The 18,954-nt window shown below is 52.6% G+C and carries 17 protein-coding genes, 11 tRNA genes and 1 rRNA gene; 3 read left to right on the forward strand and 26 right to left on the reverse strand.

Going from position 1 to position 18,954, the window contains the following annotated elements:
• From ETC05_RS13685 to ETC05_RS13745, 13 genes are all read right to left on the reverse strand, one after another.
• Positions 1 to 201, reverse strand: a 16S ribosomal RNA gene (locus tag ETC05_RS13685); the annotation flags it as partial.
• A gap of 230 nt (positions 202 to 431) precedes the next feature.
• Positions 432 to 505: transfer RNA gene (locus ETC05_RS13690), tRNA-Gly, on the reverse strand.
• A 168-nt stretch (positions 506 to 673) separates the two neighbouring features.
• Positions 674 to 747 (reverse strand) — tRNA-Pro (locus ETC05_RS13695).
• A gap of 4 nt (positions 748 to 751) precedes the next feature.
• Positions 752 to 828 (reverse strand) — tRNA-Arg (locus ETC05_RS13700).
• Between the two features lie 71 nt (positions 829 to 899).
• Positions 900 to 982 (reverse strand) — tRNA-Leu (locus tag ETC05_RS13705).
• 15 nt (positions 983 to 997) lie between these two features.
• Positions 998 to 1,079: transfer RNA gene (locus tag ETC05_RS13710), tRNA-Leu, on the reverse strand.
• Between the two features lie 4 nt (positions 1,080 to 1,083).
• A tRNA-Lys gene (locus tag ETC05_RS13715) sits at positions 1,084 to 1,159 on the reverse strand.
• A gap of 606 nt (positions 1,160 to 1,765) precedes the next feature.
• A tRNA-Gln gene (locus ETC05_RS13720) sits at positions 1,766 to 1,840 on the reverse strand.
• Positions 1,841 to 1,854: 14 nt separating this feature from the next.
• A tRNA-Asp gene (locus ETC05_RS13725) sits at positions 1,855 to 1,930 on the reverse strand.
• Between the two features lie 33 nt (positions 1,931 to 1,963).
• A tRNA-Glu gene (locus ETC05_RS13730) sits at positions 1,964 to 2,035 on the reverse strand.
• Between the two features lie 19 nt (positions 2,036 to 2,054).
• Positions 2,055 to 2,147: transfer RNA gene (locus ETC05_RS13735), tRNA-Ser, on the reverse strand.
• A 7-nt stretch (positions 2,148 to 2,154) separates the two neighbouring features.
• A tRNA-Asn gene (locus ETC05_RS13740) sits at positions 2,155 to 2,229 on the reverse strand.
• A 300-nt stretch (positions 2,230 to 2,529) separates the two neighbouring features.
• Positions 2,530 to 2,982 carry a SprT family protein gene (locus ETC05_RS13745; protein ID WP_171661253.1) on the reverse strand — a complete coding sequence of 151 codons (453 nt, stop codon included), beginning with the start codon at positions 2,980 to 2,982 and terminating at the stop codon, positions 2,530 to 2,532.
• 91 nt (positions 2,983 to 3,073) lie between these two features.
• Between ETC05_RS13745 and cmpA the strand changes: the two genes are divergently transcribed.
• Entirely contained in the window at positions 3,074 to 3,187 is a 114-nt protein-coding gene (cmpA, locus tag ETC05_RS13750; protein ID WP_013144046.1) for a cortex morphogenetic protein CmpA, read from the forward strand.
• An 18-nt stretch (positions 3,188 to 3,205) separates the two neighbouring features.
• On the opposite strand, the gene ETC05_RS13755 is transcribed toward cmpA, so the two are convergent.
• The 6 genes from ETC05_RS13755 to acpS form a co-directional block, all read right to left on the reverse strand.
• Entirely contained in the window at positions 3,206 to 5,371 is a 2,166-nt protein-coding gene (locus ETC05_RS13755; protein ID WP_031406028.1) for a Tex family protein, read from the reverse strand.
• Positions 5,372 to 5,636: 265 nt separating this feature from the next.
• Positions 5,637 to 5,987: a type II toxin-antitoxin system endoribonuclease NdoA gene (gene ndoA, locus ETC05_RS13760; RefSeq protein WP_003253417.1), complete on the reverse strand. Its 351-nt coding sequence runs from the start codon at positions 5,985 to 5,987 to the stop codon at positions 5,637 to 5,639.
• 4 nt (positions 5,988 to 5,991) lie between these two features.
• Complete coding sequence (locus tag ETC05_RS13765) at positions 5,992 to 6,273, reverse strand: CopG family ribbon-helix-helix protein (protein WP_013144044.1); 282 nt, start codon at positions 6,271 to 6,273, stop codon at positions 5,992 to 5,994.
• A 125-nt stretch (positions 6,274 to 6,398) separates the two neighbouring features.
• Positions 6,399 to 7,553 (reverse strand): alanine racemase, encoded by a 1,155-nt coding sequence (alr, locus tag ETC05_RS13770; RefSeq protein ID WP_171661254.1) that lies wholly within the window; start codon positions 7,551 to 7,553, stop codon positions 6,399 to 6,401.
• A gap of 249 nt (positions 7,554 to 7,802) precedes the next feature.
• Positions 7,803 to 8,816: a LolA family protein gene (locus tag ETC05_RS13775; RefSeq protein WP_171661255.1), complete on the reverse strand. Its 1,014-nt coding sequence runs from the start codon at positions 8,814 to 8,816 to the stop codon at positions 7,803 to 7,805.
• A gap of 79 nt (positions 8,817 to 8,895) precedes the next feature.
• On the reverse strand, positions 8,896 to 9,291 hold the full coding sequence (gene acpS / locus ETC05_RS13780; protein WP_171661256.1) for a holo-ACP synthase: 396 nt from the start codon (positions 9,289 to 9,291) through the stop codon (positions 8,896 to 8,898).
• A gap of 117 nt (positions 9,292 to 9,408) precedes the next feature.
• Here acpS and ETC05_RS13785 point away from each other — a divergent pair, with 117 nt between their 5' ends.
• Positions 9,409 to 10,026: a rhomboid family intramembrane serine protease gene (locus ETC05_RS13785; RefSeq protein WP_031406043.1), complete on the forward strand. Its 618-nt coding sequence runs from the start codon at positions 9,409 to 9,411 to the stop codon at positions 10,024 to 10,026.
• Positions 10,027 to 10,037: 11 nt separating this feature from the next.
• Here ETC05_RS13785 and cshA read toward each other — a convergent pair whose 3' ends face one another.
• From cshA to ETC05_RS13820, 7 genes are all read right to left on the reverse strand, one after another.
• Complete coding sequence (cshA, locus tag ETC05_RS13790) at positions 10,038 to 11,441, reverse strand: degradosome RNA helicase CshA (RefSeq protein ID WP_031406045.1); 1,404 nt, start codon at positions 11,439 to 11,441, stop codon at positions 10,038 to 10,040.
• 60 nt (positions 11,442 to 11,501) lie between these two features.
• On the reverse strand, positions 11,502 to 12,224 hold the full coding sequence (locus ETC05_RS13795; RefSeq protein WP_171661292.1) for an alpha/beta hydrolase: 723 nt from the start codon (positions 12,222 to 12,224) through the stop codon (positions 11,502 to 11,504).
• Positions 12,225 to 12,296: 72 nt separating this feature from the next.
• Positions 12,297 to 13,673 (reverse strand): UDP-N-acetylmuramoyl-tripeptide--D-alanyl-D-alanine ligase, encoded by a 1,377-nt coding sequence (locus ETC05_RS13800; RefSeq protein ID WP_031406049.1) that lies wholly within the window; start codon positions 13,671 to 13,673, stop codon positions 12,297 to 12,299.
• 6 nt (positions 13,674 to 13,679) lie between these two features.
• Positions 13,680 to 14,783 carry a D-alanine--D-alanine ligase gene (locus tag ETC05_RS13805; protein ID WP_171661257.1) on the reverse strand — a complete coding sequence of 368 codons (1,104 nt, stop codon included), beginning with the start codon at positions 14,781 to 14,783 and terminating at the stop codon, positions 13,680 to 13,682.
• Positions 14,784 to 15,028: 245 nt separating this feature from the next.
• Positions 15,029 to 16,171 (reverse strand): MGDG synthase family glycosyltransferase, encoded by a 1,143-nt coding sequence (locus ETC05_RS13810; protein ID WP_031406053.1) that lies wholly within the window; start codon positions 16,169 to 16,171, stop codon positions 15,029 to 15,031.
• Between the two features lie 12 nt (positions 16,172 to 16,183).
• Positions 16,184 to 16,780 carry a DedA family protein gene (locus ETC05_RS13815; RefSeq protein ID WP_031406054.1) on the reverse strand — a complete coding sequence of 199 codons (597 nt, stop codon included), beginning with the start codon at positions 16,778 to 16,780 and terminating at the stop codon, positions 16,184 to 16,186.
• Between the two features lie 10 nt (positions 16,781 to 16,790).
• The gene (locus ETC05_RS13820; protein WP_031406056.1) at positions 16,791 to 17,519 is read right to left on the reverse strand and encodes a polysaccharide deacetylase family protein; all 729 of its coding nucleotides are present in this window, start codon (positions 17,517 to 17,519) and stop codon (positions 16,791 to 16,793) included.
• A 262-nt stretch (positions 17,520 to 17,781) separates the two neighbouring features.
• Here ETC05_RS13820 and ETC05_RS13825 point away from each other — a divergent pair, with 262 nt between their 5' ends.
• Positions 17,782 to 18,858 carry an undecaprenyldiphospho-muramoylpentapeptide beta-N-acetylglucosaminyltransferase gene (locus ETC05_RS13825; protein ID WP_031406058.1) on the forward strand — a complete coding sequence of 359 codons (1,077 nt, stop codon included), beginning with the start codon at positions 17,782 to 17,784 and terminating at the stop codon, positions 18,856 to 18,858.
• The last annotated feature ends 96 nt before the right edge of the window (positions 18,859 to 18,954 follow it).

Genomic DNA, 18,954 nt, shown 5'->3' on the forward strand with positions numbered 1-18,954 from the left:
AGACCATGCGGTCTTCGGTGTTATCCGGTATTAGCCCCGGTTTCCCGGAGTTATCCCGGTCTTGCGGGCAGGTTGCCCACGTGTTACTCACCCGTCCGCCGCTGACCAAACCAGAGCAAGCTCCGATTCGGTCCGCTCGACTTGCATGTATTAGGCACGCCGCCAGCGTTCGTCCTGAGCCAGGATCAAACTCTCCAAAGAAAGTTGATTGGCTATCGCTTCAGCCGCAGCACCAAAGGCGCCGAGCGGCCTCCGCTTTTCGAATTGTCTAGCTTCGGTCCGCCGCCGCTCGGGGTCAAATAACCTTCCCCCTCGGGGTGCAAGCACCCCTGCGGGTGAAGAACATTTGCCCGTCGCGGCGACCCGCGGACCTCCGCTTTTCGTTGCGCTTCGTTTCGTTCAGTTTTCAAGGAACGATAGTAAGTTCACCATGGAGCGGGTGATGGGAATCGAACCCACGACATCAGCTTGGAAGGCTGAGGTTTTACCACTAAACTACACCCGCATATGATTTTGATTGAACATCCATCACGCTTTTCTATTGCCCCTTTCTCTGCCAGCCGATTCACAGAAGCTGGGTGCATCAGGGCAACTCAAAGCACATTCAAGGACGTGGGAAGCTCATGGCTTCGGTTTTACGAAACCACACCCACGCAACATTAGTTTAACAAAATCGGGAAGACAGGATTTGAACCTGCGACCCCATGGTCCCAAACCATGTGCTCTACCAAGCTGAGCTACTTCCCGATCATGGCGCGCTCGAGAGGATTCGAACCCCTAACCTTCTGATCCGTAGTCAGATGCTCTATCCAATTGAGCTACGAGCGCATCATATCAACCAAAGCATTTCTATTTTACCAAGCTGTACAACCATATCAACAGTTATGTTTTTGGTAAAATGCGGTCGAGAGGACTTGAACCTCCACGGGGTTGCCCCCACTAGGCCCTCAACCTAGCGCGTCTGCCATTCCGCCACGACCGCACAATCGACAAAACATGCGGGTGGAGGGACTTGAACCCCCACGCCGTGAGGCGCCAGATCCTAAGTCTGGTGCGTCTGCCAATTCCGCCACACCCGCTATATGGTGAGCCATGGAGGACTCGAACCTCCGACCCTCTGATTAAAAGTCAGATGCTCTACCTGCTGAGCTAATGGCTCATGGTTTGGTATACACTCAGATATTTGACGATGTCCCTTCCTCTGCTAGCTGATTCGAAGATGTCCAGTGCGTCGGGACAACTCGAAGCGATTTCGAGGATGTATCGCTCGTTGCTCTACCTGCTGAGCTAATGGCTCATGGTGATCATAACACTCTAAGTACTGACGAGTTCTACCTGCCTCTTCCTCTACGAGCTGTTTCAAGGAAGCTTGGTGCGTCGAGGCAACTCGCAGCGAACTCAAAGAGGCATCGCTCGTTACTGAGCTAATGGCTCATAGTGATCATAACACTCTAAGTACTGACGAGTTCTACCTGCCTCTTCCTCTACCAGCTGTTTCAAGGAAGCTTGGTGCGTCGAGGCAACTCGCAGCGAACTCAAAGAGGCATCGCTCGTTACTGAGCTAATGGCTCATGTGATCATAACACTCTAAGTACTGACGAGCTCTACCTGCCTCTTCCTCTACCAGCTGTTTCGAAGAAGCCTGGTGCGTCGAGGCAACTCGCAGTCAACTCGAAGATGCATTGCTCGTTACTGAGCTAATGGCTCATCATACTTTCTTTCCCGCCGAGTTGGCAAGCTTGCGGGTATGTATAGAGATAAAAAATGGCTGGGCCAGCTGGATTCGAACCAGCGCATCACGGAGTCAAAGTCCGTTGCCTTACCGCTTGGCTATGGCCCAACGATTTGATTGTATGGCGGTCCCGACGGGACTCGAACCCGCGATCTCCTGCGTGACAGGCAGGCATGTTAACCACTACACTACGGGACCGCGAAGCGCAGGGGTGTTCCCCTGCGTGATCAGTGACCCGTACGGGATTCGAACCCGTGTTACCGCCGTGAAAGGGCGGTGTCTTAACCACTTGACCAACGGGCCACGCATACACACATCGGAGTGGCGGAGAAGGCGGGATTTGAACCCGCGCGCCGTAAAGCCACGACCTAACGGTTTAGCAAACCGTCCCCTTCAGCCACTTGGGTACTTCTCCAAAGAAATGGCTCCGCAAGTAGGATTCGAACCTACGACCTACCGGTTAACAGCCGGTTGCTCTACCGCTGAGCTATTGCGGAATAATGACGAAGAAACTGCGCCCAAAACTTGCCCTGTCCCTTCCTCTACAAGCATATCCAAGGAAGTCTGATGCGTCAGGACAACTCGAAGTATATTCGATGATGCGCATGCTCGTCGCTGAGCTATTGCGGAATGATGTTTGACAATCGACATTGTTTATTATATTGATCCGTTTACTTTTTGTCAATATGTTTTTTGTTGCTTATCTCATTGTGCATTTGGCGACGGCTTTTATAATTTAGCACACAGTCACTTCAATTGTCAACCTCGTTTTTGCAAAAGTTGTTGATCCCCTGCTTCTATACTGTTAGGGTAAGTCGACCGCGGCAGCGTCCGCAGACATAACGGTCTATGTTGATCCGCCTTTTGCGACGGTAGGTGAGGCTGCATGACGTGCAAATGTATGTGTAAATCGTTTTCGTCGCTTTTGCATTTCGGGCAAGCGGACGACAATAGCGAGGAGCCCCCACTTTTTGCAGCAACTCGCGGAAGTCGCGGTCGCGGTGGCGGTAGCCTTTCCCTTCAAGGTGTAAATGATAATGACATAACTCATGCTTGATGATGCCGATTAACTCTTCTTCGCCGAACAGCTCATAATGTTTTTGGCTGAGTTCGATGTTGTGGGTTTGCAGTATGTATCGCCCTCCGACAGCACGCAGCCGCGGGTTGAAGGAAGCGGTATGGCGAAACGGTTTGCCGAATGAGTGGATAGAGATTTGTTCAACAAGCCATTGCAGCTGTTTTTGATCCATCGCAGTTTTCTCTCCTTATCTTTTTAGCACGGGACAATGCAGAGCTACATACATTATATACTACCTTTCCGTTGTTAGGGAGGTGCCCAAGTTGCCTACATGGCTCAAAAATCAGATGAGACGAGCCTATTATGAGAAAAATCGCGAGCAAATTAAACTGCTGAACCAATGTTGGTTTTTTTATCGGAGAAAACACTGCTCCTAAGGCAGTGCTTTCTCCATTTCACCCTTCCGCCGGCACCATCGACAGCGAAATTCTCCCTCTCGCCACATCGACGTGCTCGACCCATACCTTGACGACGTCGCCGACCGAAACAACATCGAGCGGATGGCGCACGTATTGTTTGCTTAATTTGGAAATATGCACGAGCCCGTCCTGCTTCACCCCAATGTCAACAAAGACGCCGAAGTCGACGACGTTGCGCACTGTTCCTTCGAGCTCCATGCCTGGCCTTAAGTCTTCCATCTTCAAAACGTCTTTTCGCAATATCGGTTTCGGCAGTTCATCACGTGGGTCGCGCTCTGGGCGGCACAGTGCGTCAATAATGTCGCGCAACGTCAGTTCCCCGATGCCGAGCTCGGCTGCCACCGTCTCGATCTCGATGGCTTGCAGCGCCTGGCGCAGTTCAACACTGCCAATGGCGGCGGTCGTAAATCCTAACTTGCGCAACAGTTGCTTCACTTCCGCGTACCGCTCGGGGTGAATCGGCGTGCGGTCGAGCGGTTCATCACCATCAATGATGCGCAAAAAACCGATGCACTGCTCGTACGTTTTCGCTCCGAGCCGAGGAATCGTTTTCAGCTCTTCGCGGCTGCGAAACTTCCCTTGTTCCTCACGACGCTTGACAATGTTTTCCGCAACGGTTTTCGTGAGCCCAGACACGTACTGGAGCAGGGAAACAGAGGCGGTGTTGACGTTGACGCCGACTTGATTGACGACCGTCTCGACGACGAAACGAAGCGACTCAGCAAGCTTTTTTTGCGACACATCGTGCTGGTATTGGCCGACGCCAACCGATTTTGGATCGATCTTGACAAGCTCGGCGAGCGGGTCTTGAACGCGGCGGGCGATCGAGACGGCACTCCGCTCTTCGACTTGCAGGTCGGGAAACTCAGCGCGCGCAAGGTCAGAAGCAGAGTAGACGCTCGCTCCTGCTTCATTGACAATCAAATAAAAGATATCGCGTGGCGCATGCCTCAGCGTGTCGGCGACAAACTGTTCGGTTTCCCGAGATGCAGTACCGTTTCCAATGGCGATTACGTCAACACAATGGTTATCGAGCAGGCGAAGGAGCTTCCCGCGGGCCTCTTCTTTTCGCTCTTGCGGCGGGTGTGGGTATATAACGTCGATGGCAAGCAGCTTCCCTGTTTCATCGACAACGGCGAGCTTGCATCCCGTCCGATAGGCTGGGTCAATGCCGAGCACCGTTTTTCCTTTGAGCGGCGGCTGGAGAAGCAGTTTGCGCAAGTTTTCAGCGAAAATATGGATGGCCCGCTCCTCCGCTTTTTCCGTCAGCTCGTTGCGGATGTCGCGTTCAATGGCAGGTTCCATTAGCCGCTTATACCCTTCCTCGACTGCTTCCGCCACGATGGGAGCGGCTGGAGACGATTCATCAGCGACTGTTTTTCGCCGTAAATAGCGAATGATGTCCTCAACCGGCGCCTTGACCGAGACGCGCAGCACTTCTTCCTTTTCGCCGCGGTTTAACGCCAACACACGGTGCGGAACGATTTTGACAAGCGGCTCTTCGTAATTATAGTACATTTCATATACGTTCTTCTCGTCCTTTTCCGCCGCTTTAACGGTGGAAACAATCGTTCCTTTCCGCCGCGTCTCGTCGCGAACCCATTGGCGCAGAGCGGCGTCATCGGCCACTTTTTCGGCAATGATATCTTTCGCTCCTTGAAGCGCCTCTTCAACAGTTGCGACTCCTTTATCTTCGTTGACGAACATCTCGGCTTGTTGTTCCGGAGTTGGAGCCGATGGGCATGAAAGGAGCCATTCGGCAAGGGGTTCAAGCCCTTTCTCTTTTGCGATTGTTGCTTTCGTGCGCCGCTTTTGCCGATATGGGCGGTATAAATCCTCAACTTGCTGGAGCTTCGTGGCTGCCATAATCTCCTGCGTTAACTCTTCCGTCAACTTCCCTTGCTCGTCAATCAATCGAATGACTTCTTCTTTCCGCTGCTCCAAATGCTGCAAATACTCCCATCTCTCAAGCACTTCACGAATTTGCACTTCATCGAGCGCCCCAGTCATTTCTTTTCGGTAGCGGGCGATAAACGGGATCGTGTTTCCTTCTCGATGGAGCGCAATGACGTTTTCGACTTGCTTCGCTGCCAGCTGCTGCTCGGCGGCAATGACCTCAATGAGCCTCTGTTCGTTAGCCAAGCGATTCCCTCCTTAATGATATTGGGCATAAAAAAAGCGCTACCTATACGCAGCTGCTTTGTGAAACAGTATACATAGATGAAAATAGGGACAGACCGTTCCAGAAAAGCCGATCTGCCCATCTCACCAGCGTGAACACTCGATAATCAAGACCGATGCCGCACGTCAACGCCGCTTTCCCCATCCGCTCGGCCGCCCGTTGGCAACCGAAAACCGTTTTCTCCCTTTCACTGTTATGCTAAACGCAAAGGTTTTTTCGCTCCTATCAAAAGTCGATCAGTCCTAAGCTAATTTGCAGCGCCTCATCGACTTTATCCATCATTTCATCGTCCAAATGAGTGATTTTATCGGTCAGCCGTTGCTTATCGATCGTGCGGATTTGTTCAAGCAAAATGACCGAATCGCGTTCAAATCCATAGCGCTTCGCGTCAATCTCGACATGCGTCGGCAGCTTCGCCTTTTGAATTTGTGCCGTAATGGCCGCTACGATCACCGTCGGGCTGAAACGGTTGCCGATGTCGTTTTGGATCACCAACACGGGGCGCACGCCGCCCTGCTCCGAGCCAACAACCGGGGAAAGGTCCGCAAAATACACGTCGCCACGTTTGACAATCAAAGCATTACCCCCCGCTAACTAAGCGTTCAACGGTGTGGTCGGCCTCGTATTCAGCATGAAACGCTTCAGAAGCGATAGATAAATTGATTTTCGCCATTTCCATGTAGCCTCGTCTCATCGCCTCGCGAATTTGCCGTTTTTTCCGCTCGCGAATGTACATTTTCGTCGCTTGATAAATGAGTTCATTGCGGTTGCCGTTTTCTTGCTTGACGAGCACGTCCAGTTCTGTCAGCAGCGACTGCGGCAAACGAACGACGATTTCCGTTGTTGCGCCAGATTCCGACACAAAGATACACCTCCACGAACTGCAGCCATTCATTGCTTCCACTTCATGATACCATTAAACAACGGCGCTGCAAAGTCATTTCTCCATTTTCTATCCTTTGTCTTCCGAAGCAGATTATTCATCGCTTACCCGCGACCAACAGCGTTTCTCACTTCCATTATACGCTTATTTCGGAAAAAAATACGGGGCACCCGGTAGCTGATCGTGCACGGCACTTCATAATTGATGGTGTCCAAATGGCGGGCGACATCATCGATGGAAATGACCTCGTCCCCTTGGCGGCCGATCAACGTCACCTTCGTCCCGACTGGCAGCGGCCCTGGCAGCCGGATCATGCATTGATCCATGCAGATACGGCCGACGATCGGCGCCCGCTGCCCGCCAACCAACACATGAAAGTGCTGCAGACGGCGCAGCCAGCCGTCCGCATAACCGATTGGAATCGTGCCGATCCACTCCTCCGTCTGCGCAGTGTACGTCGCACCGTAGCTCACCTTTTCGCCTGGTTGCAGCTTTTTGACGTGTACGAGGCGGCTATGGAGCGAAAACGCCTCTTTCAATTCGTATGGGAGGAACGGCTTGATGTCCGGCGATGGGGCGAGCCCGTACATCGAAATGCCAAAGCGCACCATGTTGAACGCTCGATCGGAAAAACGAAGAGCCGCCGCGCTGTTGGCGCAATGAACGAGCGGGGGCCGCGACGGCAGCCAATCAAGCATATGCAAAAAGCGGGCGTATTGATAAGAAAAGTAATCCGTATTCACTTCATCAGCGGTCGCAAAATGCGTATACACCCCTTCAAGCACAAAAGACGAATGGCGTTCGATCAGGGCCGTGATTCGCTTTGTCTCCTCTTCGTCTTTCACCCCAAGCCGTCCCATTCCCGTGTCCATCTTTAAATGGAAATGAATCGGGATCGAACCGCTATACAGTGATGACGCCTCCTCGAGCCAATCAGAGCGGAACACAGTTAAGGCGATGCGGTGTTCGGCGGCCAACGCCACATCCTCGGGACGAGACGCCCCAAGCACTAAAATCGGGGCATCGATGCCTTTTTTTCGTAAGGCAAGCGCCTCGTCCAAAAAGGCGACGGCCAAGCGGGATGCGCCTGCTTCAAGCGCCGTTGCCGCCACTTGGGCATCGCCGTGCCCGTAGGCGTTCGCCTTGACAACAGCCATGATTTGCGTGTCCTCCGGCAAAAAGCGGCGCAAATTCGCGACGTTGTCATAAATGGCATCCAAATCAATTTCCGCCCACGTATCGCGGTGAAACTCGTCCATCCTCTCTCGCTGCCTTTCTAATCATAGCCAGTTTGAAAGCGCTTGAATCGATTGGATTCCTTTTTTAGTTTACCATGTTCCCGACGAAGACGGAATAGGATGAGTAGCGGAAAAACAAGAAAAACGTCGGAAAACGCTGGACACCGATGACATTCCTCCTGTCTCACCCGTCTTTCTATCCGCAGCGACAAAATAAAACGCGGTTCTCCGCTTCAACGCGGAGAACCGCCTGTTTCCAAAACCGCACTGTCATTTTTCCGCTTTTTCTTGCACTGAGCTGGCGACCATCACCATTTCTTCCGGCGTCAAATCGTCCGAGGCGAGCGTAAACTCCGCCCCATTGTACCACCATGTCAACGTTCGGTCGGTAAGGGCGCCGATTGTAAACCCTAAATCCACTGGATCGCCGTTGACAAGCACCGGCATGCTTGTCGCCGGAAGCACATTCGCTTTTTCCTGCACAAGCGTAAACGATTTTTTGCCGCCGAATGTCATAATGACGCGCGTGCCGTTTTCACCTTTCACTTCTTTTTCCTCAAGCGCCTGAACCCCTTTCGGGAGCTGGCTCGGGTACATGACGGCCATCGCCTGCTCTTTTCCTTCCGCCATCGTCGGCACCTCAAGGCGGGCGCCAGTCATGTTTTTCTTTGTATCAAACGCATCATCGTCAAACTTTTTGTTAAACTCCACATTGGAAAATTCGACCGTCAACAGCGCTTTCCGGTCCGTATCCATCACTTTGACCGAAACGGGCGCCAAATCTTTTTTGCGCAGTGTAATCTCTTGGGTCGGAACGACCTCATTGTTCGGATAGTTCGTTTTCGTCTCAAACACATAGTAGTCGTCAGTCGCCTTAAACTTCGCCTTCGAATCGCTCAAAATATCTTTCACAAGCGATTCATACAAGTACGCTTGACTGCTGTTTTTCGGCCAGTCGCTCACAAACTTGAAAGTTTTGTTGAGCGCCGGCGTGAAGACGAACACCCCTTCGTCATTGCGCAAAATCATTTGGCTTTGCCTTTTGTCGGCGTTTTTCAAGCTGACGCGGTAGTAGGACGGCTGCTTGTGCCACACTTCAACATGATACACTTGCGGCTTCTCACCGGTGCGGAACGTCATTTTCGCCTCGGCCTGATAACCCGTCATCTCATCCATCTTTTCATCAAGCGCCTTCAGCACCTCTTCCTGCGATTTCGACCCGCAGCCAGCCAAAGCAAATAGAAAAATGATGCCGACCAACGCCATCAGCACGTTTCTGCCCATCGCTTCAACCCCTTTGCCTCATATATCGATTTCTTCCCATGCACTACAATATATGAGACAACATTCGGGAATATGCAGACTAGCCATGGCAAGCATCGGTCGGCGTCAGCGGTCCAAGGCGTTCAATGATGACTTGGGCGACGGCGTAATCGCGGCTATGGGAAATGGATAGATGCACGATATCGCCCTCGCTGCCGCAGCGGACGACCACGCTTGGTTTCCCGCTCGCATCGGAAACGATCTCGATGTCTTGAAACGATAGATGCCCCCCGATCCCCGTTCCGAGCGCTTTGGCGTACGCTTCTTTAGCCGCAAATCGTCCGGCGAGAAACTCTGCCTGCCTTGTGGGCGGCAGCTGATCGAACTGCCTCTTCTCCCGCGGTGTCAAAATCCGATCTGGAAATTTTTTACTCCGTTCCAGAAGAGAACGGACCCGTCCCAGCTCGATAATGTCAATGCCGATGCCGACGATCACGATTTTCTCACCTATCTTCCGTCTGTCCTGATAGCTGGACAAATTTTTTATCGTTGTTGGGCATAAGATGGCTTATATAAACAACGTTCCACTTCCGCCAAGAAGGGAGACCAAGCCGTGCTTCAACATGCAAGCGATGTCCGCTCATTGATCCGCCGTTCTCCTGTCGTCGCCACCTTGTTGTTCATTCACATTCTGGTATGGCTGTTGTTTTCGCTTCCCTTCACTGTGCTCGAGCCCGTTTGGCAATACGCCGTTGGGACGAACGGCGCCATTCGCCATGGAGAATACTGGAGGCTTGTCAGCCCGCTCGTGCTGCATCGCGATTTTCACCATATGGCCGCCAACAGTTTGTCCTTATGGCTGCTTGGCCCCTGGTTGGAGCGCGCACTTGGGAAAGGAAAATTTTTGTTTCTGTATATCGGAGGCGGCGTCGGTGCCAATGTCGCCACCGTCTTTCTTCTGCCGCCGCTATACACCCATGTCGGGGCATCAGGGGCCATTTTCGCCTTGTTTGGCATGTACAGCTATCTCGCTTTGTTCCGTCGCGACTTAGTCGCCCCCCGCTATGCTCAGCTGCTGCTTTCGGTCATGGCGGCTCATTTGCTGCTTGGGGTGATGGAACCAAACGGGAATGTATTGGCCCATCTATTTGGCTTCGCCGTCGGCGGCTTGCTTGCCCCGTTTTTGCCGATCCACCCAAAGCGGCCGTCGTTTTTCGCAGTTCGGCCATGAAAAAACGGCGCTTAATGCGCCGTAACCCGCCGTCTTTTCGTCCGGCTGCGGCCGGAACCATCCGGGCGACCGCCTCGCTTCTTCTCCCGTTTTACCGCTAAAGGCGGCTCTTCCGTCAGTTGCACCGGCGTTGTATCCGGCTCGCGCGTTAACATTTTCAAGCAGGCAGCCACAATCGTCACCGAATCATGCTCCTCAAGCAGTTCTTCCGCCGCCCGTTTGTAAAACGACAAGTTTTCGGTTTCCACGACGTTAAGGAGCTTTTCGATGGCGATGCGCTGCTGGCCTTCGAGCGCCTCATCAAGCGTCGGCGGCTTCATCCGCTCCATTTTGCGCTTTGTCGTCCGCTCAATGTGGTGAAGCTGGCCGATCTCCCTTGGGGTGACAAACGTCATCGCCACCCCGGTCTTGCCGGCCCGCCCGGTGCGCCCAATTCGGTGGACATAGCTTTCCGGGTCCTGCGGAATATCAAAGTTGTACACGTGCGTCACACCGGAAATATCCAAACCGCGCGCCGCAACATCCGTCGCCACTAAAATTTCAATCGTTCCTTCCTTAAACTTGCGCAGCACCGACAGCCGCTTCGCCTGGCTTAAGTCGCCGTGAATGCCTTCCGCTGCATAACCGCGCAAGTTGAGCGCCTCCGCCAGCTCATCGACGCGCCGCTTCGTGCGGCCGAACACGATCGCGAGCTCTGGCGCCTGAATATCAAGAAGCCGCGTCAAAATGTCAAATTTCTTTTTCTCATGCACTTCCAAATAGTATTGTTGGATGTTCGGCACGGTCATTTCCTTTGCCTTGACCTTGACAAGCTCTGGTTCATTCATGAACCGCTCGGCGATCCGGCGGATCGGATCCGGCATCGTCGCCGAAAAGAGAAGCGTTTGGCGTTCGGCCGGCACATGGCTTAAAATCGCCTCAATATCCTCGATAAAGCCCATATTGAGCATTTCATCCGCCTCATCGAGCACAACCGTATGCACATGGTCAAGGCGGAGCGTCCTACGGTTGATATGGTCGATAATGCGGCCCGGCGTGCCGACGATCACATGCGGATGTTTTTTCAAAGCGCGGATTTGCCGCTCGATATCTTGACCGCCGTAAATCGGCAAGACGCGCACCCGCTTGACGGCGCCGATTTTGTACAGCTCTTCTGATACTTGAATGGCGAGCTCGCGCGTCGGCGCGACCACAAGCGCCTGAATGGCGCCGTTTTTCACATCCACTTTTTCTACGATCGGAATGCCGAACGCCGCCGTTTTCCCCGTTCCGGTTTGCGCTTGGCCGATGACATCTTTATTTTGCAGGCTGAGCGGAATCGTCTTCGCTTGAATCGGGGTCGTCTCTTCAAACCCCATCCGCTCGATCGCTTTCATCACTTCTTGGCTTAATCCTAATTCTTGAAATGTCGTCAATGTTATTCAAACTCCTTATAAAAAATCGTCCCTGTATTCGTGGGAAAGGTTTGACAGTTATCATACCATGTTATGCGGCGATTTGCAATGTTGAGCGCAGGCGCCGCGCAAAAATGTTTCCACCTCAGCAAACAGAACATGCCGATCGATGCTATGACAAACATGATGGAACGAATTGGGCAAAAACAATAACTTTTTTTCCGCCGATCCAATCTGCTCATATAAATAATAGGCGCTTTTTAGCGGCACGATCCCATCTTTTTCTCCTTGCACAATGAGCGCAGGCGCCGTGACGCACGGAAGTCGGGGACGCACATCGCGCACGAGTTTGCGAAACTCCCTGACAGCTGAAAACGGGGTCGCCATCATTTTGTTTCGATAGCGGAGAAACAGCGGGTGTTCCCGCGCCCCTTTCCATCCGTTGGCAAACATCTCACGGATGTCGCGCCATAATTGCCTTGGGTTCACATAATAAAACGCCGCACTCAACAACACAAGCTTGGCGACCGGGTATTTTTCCGCCAAGTAGACGGCGATCACTCCACCCATTGAAAACCCAATGACATGCACCACACTGCAACGGTGATGGAGCGCTAAAAACGCTTGTTCCGCCGCCGCGATCCATTGGTCGTATGTAATTCCTTTCAACCGCAGTTCGCTTCCGTGGCCCGGCAAGGTCGGCGTTTCGATCAGCCAATCGGTCCGCTCCCGCAAATAATTGGCCAGCGGCGTCACTTCTTCTGGACTTCCCGTAAACCCGTGAATACATAAACAGCCGATCATCATTTCCACCCCCGTCCGAATGAAAAGCGGCGCCTGTGACGCCGCTTTTCGTTTTCCTCGGGTTGCTTGATGTTACCCCCAATATCGAAGCAGCTCTTCCAATTTCATGCCGCGCGATGCTTTCAATAAAACAATGTCATCCGAAGTCGCGATGGAACGCACGGCCTCGGCCAACGCTGCTTTATCGTCGAACTCCCTCACCCGCCAATCATCAAAAAATGGGGCAGCCGCTGCGGCGATATGGTGTGCCAGCGGCCCGTAAGTGAACACATAGTCCACCATTCCCGGCCGCAACATCTCCCCAATCTCTCGATGAAACGCCACTTCTTCGTCACCAAGCTCCAGCATATCGCCCAATACGGCGATTTTTTGCCGATAGCCGCTCAATTCTTGAAGGAGCATCAAGGCAGCGCGCATCGATGTCGGGCTGGCATTGTAGGCGTCATTAATCACGGTAAAGCCATATTTCGTCTTGACGACTTCCGTACGCATGCGCGTCACTTGCAGGCGGGAGAGAGCCGCGTCGATGTCTTCCCAATCGATGCCGAAAAAGCGGGCGACCGCAATGGCGGCGAGCGCGTTGTATACATGATGTTTGCCTAATACCGGCATAAACAACGTCCGGCCGGGAAGCGCATTGACGACAAACGATGTTCCTCCCGCTTCAATGCGCACATCGGTCGGATAGTAATCGTTTTGTTCGTCCGCCCCGAACGTCACGACATGGCGGGGAAGAGGCAGCTTCGGCACACGCTCCGTCAAAAGCGGCTCATCGCCGTGGTAGACGAATAGCCCATCATGATGCAAACCCGCCAAAATTTCCAACTTCGCCTTGGCGATGCCTTCCCGCGACCCGAGCTCCTGCAAGTGTGCTTCTCCAATATTCGTGATGACCGCTGCATCCGGACGGGCGATCATCGTCAGCCGCTCGATTTCGCCAAACCCGCTCATCCCCATTTCGACAACCGCCATCTCCGTCCCTTCGTCAAGCGCAAGGAGCGTCAGCGGCACGCCGATGTGATTGTTCAAGTTTCCTTCGGTCTTTTGCACTCGATAGTGGGTCGCCAGCAGCGCAGCGATCATATCTTTTGTCGTCGTTTTGCCGTTGCTGCCAGTGACGCCGACCACCTTCAATCCAAGCTGCTCGCGATAGCGGGCGGCGAGCCGCTGCAGCGCCAAAAGCGTGTCATCTACAACGATCACGGGCACGCCTTCCGGCGGCGTTCCTTCTCTTGCCGCCCAAAGTACGGCGGCGGCTCCTTTTTGCGCCGCTTCTTGGACGAAATCGTGGCCGTTAAAGGTCGCACCGCGCAACGGAACGTACAAGTTGCCAGCTTGGATCGTCCTTGTGTCGGTTGACACACCACTGACGGCCATATTCTCCCATTCCGGCTTTAGGCACCGCCCGTCAGCCATTTCGGCGATTTGCCGCACTGTCCGTTTGATCATCGGCTCTCACCTCGTTTCCTTTTTGAACGTGTACGTGATCGTCTGCTTTTCTTGGTGCCGTTCCAATGCGAGCGCGATGAGCCGCTCGATCAGCTCGGGGTACGGCACACCGCTGTGCTGCCAAAGGAGCGGGAACATGCTGTATGGCGTAAAGCCTGGCATCGTGTTCACTTCGTTGATATAAACGGCGCCATCTTTGGCGAGGAAAAAATCGACGCGCGCAAGTCCAGACAAATCCAGCGTCCGAAACGCCGTAAGAGCCATTTGTTTGATCGTCTCATACTGTTCTTTCGTGACGTCGGCTGGGATGATCAATTCGGTTTGACCGTCTTCGTATTTTGCTTCATAATCGTAAAATTCCTTTTTGGGCACAATTTCGCCAACGACCGAACAAATCGGCTCGTCATTGCCGATCACGCCGATTTCAATTTCGCGGCCGACGATCGCCTCTTCAATAATAATTTTCCGGTCATACTGAAAGGCCTCGATAAATGCGGCTTTTAAATCGCCCCGCTGTTTGCATTTGGAAATGCCGACGCTCGAGCCGGCATTGGCTGGCTTGACAAAGCATGGGTAGCCAAGCTCTCGTTCGATCCGGTCATACACCGCTTCACCGCTTTTTTGCCAGTCATACTTCGTCACGGCAATATATTTCGCCTGGCGCAACCCAGCCTGGGCAAACAAGTTTTTCATCATGACTTTATCCATCCCGACCGCCGAGGCAAGCACCCCGTTGCCGACATACGGAATGTTCAACATCTCTAGCAACCCTTGCACGGTTCCGTCTTCGCCGTTCGGCCCATGCAAAAGCGGGAAAATGACGTCGATCGTTTCCTCACTTCCTTCCACAGCCGAGTCAGCAGCTGGAACTTGGTTCAAGGAAACCGGAATCAAAGCAGTCGCCGCCGAAGTGAATTGCAGCTGCTTGATCTCCTCGACCGGTCCCGTCAGCTGTTTCCCCTTGATCCATTGTCCTTCTGGTGTAATGTAAATCGGAATGACATCGAATTTATGAGGATCAATGGCGTTCATCACCGCCATCGCTGTCGACAGCGATACTTGATGTTCCGGCGATTTGCCGCCGTATAACACGCCAACTCTTGTTTTCATTATCGTTCCTCCTCTTTCCTTGGCCATCGTTCCTATTGTAACACGTTTCGCGCCCAACGGTCTGATATTTTATATGTACGATAGAGGTTGTTTCGCCACCCACATAAACGACAAGGCACAAAAATGAGGCTGTCTTAAAACGTAGTTCGTCCCAAAGCACAACATATCGTTTTCCAACAGTTGTTTTATACGTACATACAGGAGTAAGAAAAGGTGCCCCGATCCTTTTGGGACACCTCCTCTCACTACGGACGCAACACGCGCCAAGCCATGCGCTGCGGCATGGCCGCCACCACTTCGGCAAGCGCTTCTTGCCCTGTTTTTTCGATGCCGGCAAAGTAATCGGACACACGGCGGAAAAACCGGTTTTTCTCCACATCATCCATCAACAAGCGAAGCATGTGCTGCTCACCGTTTTCTGGCCGGACCAAATGATAAATGAGGCCGTTTCGCTGCAAATATTGCAAATTGATGCGCTCCTGCCCGGGCAGGCAATCGATGGTAAAAATCGGGATGCGTTTATGAAGCAGCTCGCTGACCGTCACCCCGCCTGGTTTCGTAATAACAGCATCCGCCTCTTCATACAGCCGATTCATCTCTTCCGGGTCATCAATGTATGGAAGAGGCCGAATATGGGGCAGCTGCCAGCTGGCGATTTCCTCGTACAGCTGGCGATTAGCGCCGCACAGCACCGAATAGCGGAACAACGTTGACGTACGAGCCGCCCGCAAAAACGCCATCATATTGCCGAGCCCTTGGTTTCCGCCGGCGACAAGCACATGGATGGGCTGCGGCCTGCGCCGTGCTTCTTGGCGATTCATGAATGCGTCATGAACGGGAATGCCGGTGACGATGATGCGTCCTTTGTCAACCCCGTATTTCGTAATCAGCTCCCATTTCGCCTCTTGATGGGGAACAAAATGATAGTCAATCAACCGTTTCCCCCAAATGCTGTTCATAAAAAAGTCGGTGTAGACATTGACAACTGGAACCGTCAGCACCCGCTTCCGCTTCAGCCGCTGCAAAATGCGCGACGGAAACGAATGAGTGCAGACGATTAAATCCGGCTGTTCTTCTTCCACCATCTTTTTCATTTTGCTTTCAAAATAAGGAAGCCATGGCTCAAACGAAATGAACTCAAAACGGGGCGGATCTTGATACATCAGCGTTTTGTACACGCGGTGATACGAAGCAGGATGCGAGCGAATCCAGCGCAAATAGGCCTCTGACACCATTTTTTCCATCCGTTCATTGCAGTAGCTCAAAAAATCAATCTTTTGGCTTTCGACCGCTGGAAACTGGCGGTGCAAGAAATCGATCAACGTATCGGCCACTTTATGGTGTCCCGTATTCATTTGAAACAGCGGCAAAAACAACACTTTCATCATCGATCGCACCCTTTAGCTTTCGAAAGATTTTTTGCGCCTCCGCTGCCCGACCCATGCCGCCAACAAAAACAGCAAAAACAACGCCAAACCGGCAAGCGGAAAAGAAATCAGAGGGATATGGATACGCTGGCCGAGCCAAAGCCCCGCCGCGGTCAACGGAACTGCCCAACCTGCCGTTCCAAGCGCCGAAAGCAACAGAAACGGCCCGAACGGAAACCGGCTCACTCCCGCCATATACGGGCAAATTTGCCGCACCCCCGGAGCATAGCAACCGAACAAAATCCCCCATTTGCCATAGCGTCCAAACCAGCTCCGCGCCCGCTCCCACCGTTCGCCCGTAATCCCAACATATTTGCCGTACTTTTGCAAAAACGGCGCCCCCCACCACCGGCCAGCGCCGTATGCCGTCACCATGCCGGCCATCGCCCCTCCCCAGCATGAAACGAGCGTCGGTCCAAGCAGCAGCTGCTCCTTCGCGACCATGACGCCGACAAAAAAGAGCAAGCTTTCCTCTGGCGCCGGAATGCCGACAATGCCGCAAAACAAAAATAAAAACAGCATCACATACCCGTATGACTGGACATACGGCAACCATACGCTTGTATCCATAGCTCCCCCACTACATCGCCGAGATTTGTGTATTAGTTTGCACATTTCTTAGTTCCGTAATCGTCACCCAGCGCATCTTTTTCGCTGCTTCATCCTTAAACAGCAGCTCAAGCGCTGACAACATTTGCTCTGGCGCGCGTTTGTCAGCCCCTAACGCATCCCCGTTATCATGAAGCACAATCACCGCCCCGCCGCGTATGGCTGAACGCAAGCGTCGGAACAACTCCATTGTACCAATTTTTTCGTTCCAATCGCCAAGAATATGCGACCATAACACCGTCGTATACCGTTTTTGCACGATCGGCGTCCAAGCATTAAAATGGCCCCACGGTGGGCGGTAATACACCGGCCGTTTTCCTGTCGCCCGCTCAATGGCTGCGGCCGCACGGCGCACCCCCCAATCGAGCCAAAGCGGCGGAAGCAACCAGTTGCTGATATGACGGTAATTATGGATGCCGACTTCGTGCCCTTCTTCCACCATTCGCCGCACGATCTCCGGATGGCGCTCCACTTTTCGCCCCACAACAAAAAATGTGGCCTTCACCCCATATTTCTTTAATAAATCAAGCAACTTTGGCGTATAATACGGGTCGGGGCCGTCATCAAACGTCAGCGCCAGGCAATCGGATGCCGTTCCCTCCCGAAACAAACGAACCTGCTTTTTGCGAATGATAATCGTAGGCACAATCCCATAAATGGAAATTCCCACAATGAAACAAATGAACAGCCAAGCCCACATGGCATTCACCTCTTGATTGTACTTTACCAGTATTTCTTCTCTCTGAAAATAGAAAAATGAACTTTTCTATTAGATACCATCATGATGTAGATGTTCGAATAAGAAATCGAAAAGAAAATCATAAAAATTTCGCACAGACCGTCCAGTCTTCTTATTTTCTTATACGAAAAGCGCCATCGCTTGGTTTCCTCCCAAAGCGAAGTGGAATCTGCTATAATACATAAACGATACACGTGCGATTAAAAAAGACAGGTGATCCGCATTGCGAAAAAAAATCATCTTAACCGGCGGCGGCACAGCCGGTCACGTGATGGTCAACGTCGCTCTCATCCCGAAATTGAAAGAGCTTGGATGGGATATCGTCTATATCGGCTCCCATGAAGGGATTGAACGGGAGATTATCGGCCGCATCGACGGCGTGCCGTACTATTCGGTTTCGACCGGAAAACTGCGCCGCTATTTTGACTGGAAAAACTTTAAAGATCCATTCAACGTGCTGAAAGGCGTTTGGCAAGCGTACCGCCTGATCCAAAAAGAAAAACCGGACGTCGTCTTCTCAAAAGGTGGCTTCGTCTCCGTTCCCGTCATTCTCGGCGCTTGGCTGAACGGCGTACCGTCGGTGATCCATGAATCTGACTTCACCCCGGGGCTTGCAAATAAAATCGCCATGCCGTTTGCGACAAAAATCTGCCTTACCTTTCCCGAAACGAAGCAATACGTCAACGTCGATAAAGCCGTCTACGTCGGCGCCGTCGTCCGCGAAGAGCTGAAACACGGAAGCGCCGAACAAGGAAGAAGGATATGCCAGTTCGACGACAGAAACAAACCGGTCTTGCTGGCGATGGGCGGCAGCTTAGGCTCAAAAAAAATCAACGACGCCTTGCGCGCCAATTTATCGACGCTTCTTGCCGAATTTGACATCATCCACATTTGCGGCAAAGGGAACATCGACACAAGCCTTGCAGGCCAAAAAGGATACAAACAGTTCGAATACGTCAACGAAGAGCTGCCCCACCTATTGGCCTTAGCCGACATCGTCGTCTCCCGCGCCGGGGCGAACGCCATTTTCGAACTGCTCGCCTTGCGCAAGCCGATGTTGCTCATCCCGCTCTCGAAAGCGGCAAGCCGCGGCGACCAAATCCTAAACGCCCGCTCGTTTGAAAACGCGGGCTATGCGGAAGTGCTGATGGAAGAAGATTTGACAAACGAATCGCTCCAAGCCGCCATTCGCCGCCTATATGAAAACAAAGACCGCTATCGAAAAAACATGGAGAAAGCCGGTGCAAGCGATCCATTGCAAACGCTGCTTTCCATCATTCAAGACACCGCCCGCTTGTAAAAACAGGCGATGCCCCATGCGGCCAACCGTGGCCGTTTTTCGGCATCGCCTCGTTTTATTTTCATTCCCCCATAATGAGCCTTTTCTTCTTTGCAC

Origin of the sequence: Geobacillus sp. BMUD (genome assembly GCF_013096845.1) — a bacterium.
GTDB lineage: Bacteria > Bacillota > Bacilli > Bacillales > Anoxybacillaceae > Geobacillus > Geobacillus vulcani.

Bases quoted from the DNA above. Each gene is read 5' to 3' on its own strand.
- ETC05_RS13795 (WP_171661292.1), bottom strand. From the start codon at position 12,224: ATGATCGGCTGTTTATGTATTCACGGGTTTACGGGAAGTCCAGAAGAA.
- ETC05_RS13745 (WP_171661253.1), bottom strand. From the start codon at position 2,982: ATGGATCAAAAACAGCTGCAATGGCTTGTTGAACAAATCTCTATCCAC.
- alr (WP_171661254.1), bottom strand. From the start codon at position 7,553: ATGGACGAGTTTCACCGCGATACGTGGGCGGAAATTGATTTGGATGCC.
- ETC05_RS13775 (WP_171661255.1), bottom strand. From the start codon at position 8,816: ATGGGCAGAAACGTGCTGATGGCGTTGGTCGGCATCATTTTTCTATTT.
- ETC05_RS13820 (WP_031406056.1), bottom strand. From the start codon at position 17,519: ATGTGGGCTTGGCTGTTCATTTGTTTCATTGTGGGAATTTCCATTTAT.
- ETC05_RS13805 (WP_171661257.1), bottom strand. From the start codon at position 14,783: ATGAAAACAAGAGTTGGCGTGTTATACGGCGGCAAATCGCCGGAACAT.
- ETC05_RS13815 (WP_031406054.1), bottom strand. From the start codon at position 16,780: ATGGATACAAGCGTATGGTTGCCGTATGTCCAGTCATACGGGTATGTG.
- ETC05_RS13800 (WP_031406049.1), bottom strand. From the start codon at position 13,673: ATGATCAAACGGACAGTGCGGCAAATCGCCGAAATGGCTGACGGGCGG.
- ETC05_RS13810 (WP_031406053.1), bottom strand. From the start codon at position 16,171: ATGATGAAAGTGTTGTTTTTGCCGCTGTTTCAAATGAATACGGGACAC.